This is a genomic window from Sphingorhabdus sp., from assembly GCF_023910635.1.
Classification (GTDB): domain Bacteria; phylum Pseudomonadota; class Alphaproteobacteria; order Sphingomonadales; family Sphingomonadaceae; genus Sphingorhabdus_B.
Window position 1 is genome coordinate 144,894 of the sequence record NZ_JAAVVZ010000008.1, and the last position, 7,393, is coordinate 152,286.

General features: G+C 54.5%; 5 protein-coding genes and 1 pseudogene. 1 reads left to right on the forward strand and 5 read right to left on the reverse strand.

Translation table 11 applies throughout. The features are described 5' to 3' along the window. Nucleotides 1–393: 393 nt before the first annotated feature. On the reverse strand, nt 394–1,716 hold the full coding sequence (locus HEQ34_RS07100) for an AarF/ABC1/UbiB kinase family protein (RefSeq protein ID WP_296199153.1): 1,323 nt from the start codon (nt 1,714–1,716) through the stop codon (nt 394–396). A gap of 192 nt (nt 1,717–1,908) precedes the next feature. Between HEQ34_RS07100 and HEQ34_RS07105 the strand changes: the two genes are divergently transcribed. Further along, complete coding sequence (locus HEQ34_RS07105; protein WP_296199155.1) at nt 1,909–3,351, forward strand: S41 family peptidase; 1,443 nt, start codon at nt 1,909–1,911, stop codon at nt 3,349–3,351. Between the two features lie 20 nt (nt 3,352–3,371). Here HEQ34_RS07105 and HEQ34_RS07110 read toward each other — a convergent pair whose 3' ends face one another. From HEQ34_RS07110 to HEQ34_RS07125, 4 genes and pseudogenes are all read right to left on the reverse strand, one after another. Beyond that, nucleotides 3,372–4,124 carry a 3'(2'),5'-bisphosphate nucleotidase CysQ gene (locus HEQ34_RS07110; protein WP_296199157.1) on the reverse strand — a complete coding sequence of 251 codons (753 nt, stop codon included), beginning with the start codon at nt 4,122–4,124 and terminating at the stop codon, nt 3,372–3,374. Next, nucleotides 4,121–6,043, reverse strand: a complete 1,923-nt coding sequence (cysN, locus tag HEQ34_RS07115; RefSeq protein ID WP_296199160.1) for a sulfate adenylyltransferase subunit CysN — start codon at nt 6,041–6,043, stop codon at nt 4,121–4,123. Before cysN ends, HEQ34_RS07110 begins: the two co-directional genes overlap by 4 nt. Further along, nucleotides 6,043–6,945 carry a sulfate adenylyltransferase subunit CysD gene (gene cysD, locus HEQ34_RS07120; protein ID WP_296199162.1) on the reverse strand — a complete coding sequence of 301 codons (903 nt, stop codon included), beginning with the start codon at nt 6,943–6,945 and terminating at the stop codon, nt 6,043–6,045. Before cysD ends, cysN begins: the two co-directional genes overlap by 1 nt. Before the next feature lie 191 nt (nt 6,946–7,136). Next, nucleotides 7,137–7,379, reverse strand: a pseudogene (locus HEQ34_RS07125) (IS110 family transposase); the annotation flags it as partial. Between the last annotated feature and the right edge of the window lie 14 nt (nt 7,380–7,393).

Sequence of the window (7,393 nt, forward strand, 5' to 3'; positions counted from 1 at the left end):
AGAGGTTATTCGGACTGATGTGCCTGAACATGATTTTTTTGATGTAGGGTCAGGACCACTTCAACCCACCTTCGCGGCGTCAAAAGGGCAAAGATATCGAAGGAAAATTTCCGCCATAGGCAGTTATTTTGCCTGCCATGGCATTTTGCTATGAGATCGAAGCCATTTTGGCGTCCTGCGGATTTGACCCATTCTGTCCATTACCATGACGGCAAAGCAGACTTAGAATAGCTAAGCCTGCGCTTTGTCGCCTTGCACTGAACGAAATGGCCTCAAACCGCGAAGGTGGATTTAAGTGGCCCTAGACCTCGTCTAGCAGCGCTTTTTGTAATGACTAATCGTTTTTGTCGATTACAAATATTTTAAAGGGCCTCTGTTCATGGCGCAGATAACTCATAAATAGCGCGCAAGGATGCGGTTCACATCCACACGCGCCTTTAACCGGCTGGCCAATAAGAATACGCCGCCCAATTTACGCTGCACAAACAACGTGTCGGAGGGCGGAATGTGCCAGTTGCGTCGATCAGCCGCGATTGTCATGCCTTCATCGCGCATGTCGGTGATAAAATCGGTCCGGCTAAAATCAAACGGGCCTGGCTGCTGGATCATATCAATCGCTGCCGCGATCAGCTTATCGATTTCGCGCCTGTTCTGCTGCACGGTTTGTGCGTTCATAAAGCCGATGTCGAGCACAGCAGCCAGAACACCGTCTTTATCGCCCGCAACACCCATGTTCAGCAAGCTTTGGTATTGTGCGACCATGGCTTTCGGCAGAGCCCGGGTCGCACCGAAGTCGAGCAAGACGACTTGCTGCGTTTCAGGGGCATATCGGTAGTTCGCAAAATTGGGGTCTGTCTGCATCAATCGGAATTCAAACAATTCCCGCACCACCAGCTCAATCAGCAGCGTCATGATCCGGTCACGGTCCGCTTGCGGCGCGCCGATCATCGATTCGATCGGGACGCTGTCGATGAAGGACATCGCCAAAACATTTTTACTGCTTAGTGGCGCATAATAAGCCGGCACCGCATATTCGGGAGCATCCCTCAGCAGCTCCCCAAATTGCATGAGATATGCGCCCTCACGCGCATAATCCGCTTCTTGATGTAACTGACGTTTTGCCTCCGCCAACAATATCGTGATATCTAGCGTCTTTGGCAGCACATTCGATAAGCGCAACAACGCGGCGACATTATCGACATCGCTGTCGATGCTGCGGCGCACCCCGGGATATTGGATTTTGACGGCCACGTCCTGTTGATCGAGAGTCAGTGCGCGGTGCACTTGCCCGATGGAGGCCGCCGCAAGGGGTTGGTCATCAAAACGTATGAACTGCGCGCGCCAATCCTTCCCCCAATGGCGTGTCATAACCATGTTCAGCTGCGCTGGCGGCATATGTTGGGCATCGGCACGAAGTCTTGCAAAAATGTCCGTCAATTCAGGCGGCAGGAAGTCGCCAGTATCCATCGAAATAAGCTGCCCAAGCTTCATCGCCGCGCCGCGCATTTTTCCCAATTGCAGTGTGACCCGCATCGCATTTGCTGGCGTCATCAGCAGTTCGCCAACGGTTGGGCGACGACCATTGGCCAGTTGCCTCGCGCCATCCAGCAACATGCTTCCAGCGATACCCGTCGCCATGTTGCCGAAGCGGGCAATGCGGGAAAGCCGTCCGCTTGGGACGCGCAGTCCCTTGGACGCAAATTGATCAGGGGGCATGGAATGGCTGCTCTAGGAATAAGATAGCCTGTAGATGAGATGCCCCACGCCGTTCGGCAAGGTAAAGCGCCAAAAGAATTTACAAGTAATAGCCGTTAATCCGCAGTTTTAGGTAGAAATGCCACTTGTGAATGATCGCAACCCGTGCAACTATAAGGCATTGGGATGATACAAGAATAACGGGAGAAAGTTATGAAAAAACGTTCATTGAATGGCATCATACTGATACTGGCTGCCGCCGTTTCGGCATGTGGCGGCGGTGGAAGTGATTCAGGCGGCAGTGCAGTCATCGTTCCACCCCCGCCTCCGCCTCCGCCTCCGCCGCCTACTACGACCTGTAGTTTGCTCAATCGACAGAATTTTGCGGGGTCTGTCCTGAACGAATGGTACCTGTTTCCAGAAACGTTGCCGACCGCGCTCAGCCCATCGGCTTACACCACTGTGGGCGACTATATTGACGCCTTAACCGCGACTGCGCGTAGTCAGGGGCGTGACCGGTTTTTCACTTATGTTACCTCTATCCAAGAGGAAAACGCTTTCTTCGCGTCAGGTGCGACAGCCGATTTCGGGGCACGTTTTGCGTTTCAAGGCTCACGTTTATTCGTAACAGAAGCCTTTGAGAGCGCGCCAGCGCTTGCTGCGGGCATTGACCGAGGCACGGAAATTATAGGAATCGGTACCGATTCTTCGAATATCCGGTTGGTATCTGAAATATTGGCAACGCAAGGGTCTGCGGGTGTAGCGAACGCTTTGGGTCCGAATACCGTTGGGACCAGCCGCGCCTTTCGCATAACTGACTCATCGGGCGCCCGCAATGTCACCGTGGCCAAAGCAGAATATGCCATTAGCCCGCTCTCATCGCGCTATGGGGTGAAGATCATCGACAATGGCGGCGGACAGCGCGTGGGTTACATCAACATGCGCACGTTCATCTCGACCGCGAACGATCAACTGCGGACGGCGTTCGCCGATTTCCGCGCACAGGGCATCACAAACTTTGTTATCGATTTCCGATATAATGGCGGCGGGCTTGTCTCAACGGCGGAGGTGATGGGCGACTTGCTTGGCGGCAACCGCTCTAGCAGCGACATTTTTTCAGTCACGCGTTTCCGCGCCTCAAAGTCAGCCGAAAATAAAACGCGTCGCTTTGCGCCGCAACCGCAGTCGGTGTCACCCGTGAAGATCGCGTTCATCTCCACCAGAGCTACGGCGTCTGCTAGCGAAAATGTAGCTGCGGCCCTCGTGCCGTTTCTCGGGGCCAATGCCGCTTTGGTCGGCAGCAACAGTTTCGGTAAGCCCGTCGGGCAGATCGGGCTTGATCTGACAGCTTGTGATGATCGCATTCGCGTTGTTGCTTTTGCGACAGAGAATGCGGCTGGGCAGGGTGATTATTTCTCCGGCCTTGCGGGTACGATGCGCACCACTTGTGCGGCGGCTGACGATATCACCCGGCCTTTGGGCGACCCACAAGAGGCTTCGCTTCGCGCCGCGCTGGATTTCGTGGCGGGACGCAGTTGCACCCCAATCGCGCTCGCCCAAAGCGCCCAGAGCACAGCTTCAGGAAACGAACGTCGTCTTTTGCCTGCGCCGAAAAACGCAAGCACGGCGCAACGTGAGGTTCCGGGATTGTTCTAAAAACATCGTGTTGGATGCGCTCAGGCAGCCGACGTCGCCGCCTTTAGCGCGTCCAACACGCTCTGGGCATGCTCTTTGCGACAAATCAGCAGGTCCGGGATATATGTATCCGCCTGATTATAGACCAAAGGGCTACCATCGATGCGGCTGACGTGCAGGCCAAAGGCGGCAGCGACGGCAGCGGGCGCGCAATTGTCCCATTCATACTGCCCGCCATTGTGCAGGTAAATGTCGGCCTCACCGCGCACGACCGCCATTGCCTTTGCCCCTGCCGAACCCATCGGGATGCATTCAGCGTTTAACGCGTTTGCTACCGTCAAGGATTCTGCTGCGGGCCTGGTTCGGCTGACCACCATGCGCAGTTTTTCGGGGGCGGCAGGGATGGCTGTTGGCTGATCGCTCCTTAAAACCACGCCCAACGCCGGAAGTGCGACCGCGCCAATCACCGGCGCGCCATGTATAGCAAGCGCGACGTGGACGGCCCAATCGGTGCGGCCTTCACCATATTCGCGGGTGCCATCAACCGGATCGATAATCCACACGCGCGATTTTGACAGGCGCGCGTCGGTATCCTTGCTTTCTTCCGACAACAATCCGTCATCAGGCCGTTGTTCAGCAAGGGCATGGATCAAAAACTGGTTGGCGGTTTGATCACCAGCCTCGCCAAGCGCATGCAATGATAGCAGCCCGCTGTCGCGCACTTGCAACAGCAATTTGCCAGCGGTTTCGGCTAAATGCGCGGCCAATGCGCTATCGTCGGCGATAATGCTCATTTCAACGGCATCAGCTGGCGAACGATATGTTCTGCGGCTTCGGCAGGGCTCATTTCGACTGTGTTCACACAGATGTCAGGGTTTTCGGGTGGTTCATAGGGACTGTCGATTCCTGTAAAATTCTTTAATTGTCCGGCACGGGCCTTTTTATAAAGCCCCTTCACATCGCGCGCCTCCGCGACCTCCAACGGCGTGTCGACGAATATCTCGACAAACTCACCCTCCGGCATCATTGCGCGCACCATATCGCGTTCCGCGCGGAATGGCGAAATAAACGCAGTCAGGACAATGAGACCCGCATCTGCCATCAGCTTTGCAACTTCGCCCACCCGGCGGATGTTTTCAATCCGGTCGGTTTCGGTAAAGCCCAAATCCTTATTGAGGCCGTGGCGGATATTGTCGCCATCGAGCAAAAATGTATGCCGGTTCAGCAGATTGAGTGTCTTTTCCACTTCATTGGCAATCGTCGATTTGCCCGAGCCGGAAAGGCCCGTGAACCATAAAATCTTTGGCTTTTGGTTTTTGAGCGCAGCATGCGCTTCGCGGCCAATGTCGGTCGCTTGCCAATGGACATTTTGTGCGCGACGCAAAGAAAAGTGCAGCATGCCGGCGGCGACGGTGGCATTGGTGATCTTGTCGATCAGAATATATCCGCCCAAAACATGGTTATTAACATAAGGTTCGAACACAATAGGTTTGTCGGCTAATATTTCCGCCACCCCAATGGCGTTGAGTTCCAACGTCTTGGCGGCCATATGCTCCATATTGTTTACATTGATGGTGAATTTGGGCGATTGCACGGTGGCCGACACCGTTTGCGTCCCCAGCTTCAAATAATAGGCCCGCCCTGGTATCAAAGGCTCGTCCGCCATCCAGACAATAGTGCTTTCAAACTGGTCGGATACCTCAGGCGGATTGTCGGCAGCGGCAATCACATCCCCGCGCGAACAGTCGATTTCGTCTGTCAAGCACAGCGTAACCGATTGGCCTGCAACAGCTTCGCTGAGTTCGCCGTCAAGCGTGACGATCTTGCTGATCGTTGACGTCTTACCTGACGGCAGGACGCGAATGCTATCGCCCGGACGCAATATGCCCGTTGCGATTTGGCCAGAAAATCCCCGAAAATCGAGATTGGGCCGGTTGACCCATTGCACCGGCATACGCAATGGCTTGGCCTGGTCCGCGTCATTATCAAGCGCGACGGTTTCCAAATGCGCGATAAGCGGTTGACCCGCATGCCATGGCATATGGACCGAACGCTCCGTGATATTGTCGCCTTTAAAGCCGGAAATTGGCATGGCGGTAAAATCGCTTATGCCGATGCTGCGCGCAAAGGCGGTATATTCGGCGACGATTGCATCATATTTCGCCTGATCATAGTCGATCAGGTCCATCTTGTTCACGGCAAGGACGATGTTTCTTATGCCCAATAAGTGGACAAGATAGCTATGGCGCCGCGTCTGGACGAGGACTCCTTTACGCGCGTCGATTAAGATTACCGCAAGGTCCGCCGTTGATGCGCCCGTTACCATATTGCGTGTATATTGTTCATGGCCCGGGCAATCGACGACGATGAATTTCCGCTTCTCGGTCGCAAAAAACCGGTAGGCGACGTCGATTGTGATGCCTTGCTCTCGCTCGGCCGCAAGACCGTCCACAAGCAACGCAAAGTCGATGTCCTGCCCCTGCGTTCCCATCCGTTTGGAATCGGATTCCAATGCCGCAAGCTGATCTTCAAAAATCATTTTGGAATCATATAGTAACCGACCGATAAGCGTCGATTTCCCGTCATCGACCGAACCGCAGGTGATAAACCGCAACAGCGACTTATGCTGGTGGACAGTCAGATAGGCTTCAATGTCCGAAGCAATAAGGTCATCGGTTTTGTAGATGCCATTTTGGGGCGTTGCATCGGACATCAGAAATATCCCTCCTGCTTCTTCTTTTCCATGCTGGCGGCCTGATCATGGTCAATGGCGCGCCCTTGGCGTTCGGAGGTGGTGGTCAGCAGCATTTCCTGAATAATCTCGGGCAAGGTGGCGGCATGGCTTTCGACCGCGCCCGTCAGCGGATAGCATCCAAGCGTTCGGAAACGGATGGAGCGTTCAACCGGAACCTCGCCATCATGCAACACAAAGCGGTCATCATCTATCATCAGCAGCATCCCGTCGCGTGTGACGGTAGGACGCGGCGCGCTGAAATATAAAGGCACAATCTCGATATTCTCAAGGTGGATATACTGCCAGATGTCCAACTCGGTCCAGTTGGAGATCGGGAAGACCCTTATGCTCTCTGCTTTCGCCTTACGTGCATTATACAGGTTCCATAATTCGGGCCGCTGGTTCTTTGGGTCCCAAATATGCGTCGCGGTGCGGAAGGAGAATATGCGTTCTTTGGCGCGGCTTTTTTCTTCATCCCGCCGTGCCCCGCCAAAGGCAACATCGAAGCCATAAGCGTCGAGCGCTTGCTTCAGCCCTTCGGTTTTCCACATATCGGTGTGCAGCGACCCGTGATCGAAAGGGTTGATGCCGCGCGCAATGGCCTCTGGGTTCTGGTGCACCAATAATTCCATACCGGCATCGCACGCCGCCTTCTCGCGCAACGCGTACATCGCCTTGAACTTCCAACTGGTATCGATATGCAACAACGGAAATGGCGGCGGCGATGGGTAAAACGCCTTGCGCGCCAAATGCAGCATCACGGCGCTGTCTTTACCCACGCTATATAGCATCACCGGCTTGTCCGCTTCGGCGACAACCTCCCGCATAATATGGATGGCTTCAGCCTCAAGGCGCTCAAGATGCGTCAGGGATTTAGTCATAGTTTGTGTCTCTTCCTATGACCCCACATTGTCAGAACAATCTGCATCCCGCAAACAAGACATTCTTGTTAGGGCAAATAGCCCGGTTTTAGCGAAGGTGATCGGAGCGGTGTGCATATATTGTCGGCGCGTCATCATCATGCGGCATATTAGGCCGTGAACCGCTAAGGTGCATTTAGTGGTCCTGACCGTAGCTTCACATCATGGCCCAAAGCCAACAACGCACGCCCCCAATGATGCGCAGAACCGCACGCCTCCAAACCAACAAGGCAAGGGCCAAGGGCGGCAAAAAAGGGCAGCAGCTCTTTCCTGCGCAGCGCCTTGGCAACAACAACCTTACCCGCAGCGTCACAGCCGTGAACCTGAAAAATATGCTTTGCTAAATCAACCGCAACCGTGGTGACAGTCGATAGATCAGATGGTAACTTGCTCATGTGGATGGCTCGGG

Bases quoted from the DNA above. Each gene is read 5' to 3' on its own strand.
- HEQ34_RS07100 (WP_296199153.1), bottom strand. From the start codon at position 1,716: ATGCCCCCTGATCAATTTGCGTCCAAGGGACTGCGCGTCCCAAGCGGA.
- HEQ34_RS07105 (WP_296199155.1), top strand. From the start codon at position 1,909: ATGAAAAAACGTTCATTGAATGGCATCATACTGATACTGGCTGCCGCC.
- HEQ34_RS07110 (WP_296199157.1), bottom strand. From the start codon at position 4,124: ATGAGCATTATCGCCGACGATAGCGCATTGGCCGCGCATTTAGCCGAA.
- cysN (WP_296199160.1), bottom strand. From the start codon at position 6,043: ATGTCCGATGCAACGCCCCAAAATGGCATCTACAAAACCGATGACCTT.
- cysD (WP_296199162.1), bottom strand. From the start codon at position 6,945: ATGACTAAATCCCTGACGCATCTTGAGCGCCTTGAGGCTGAAGCCATC.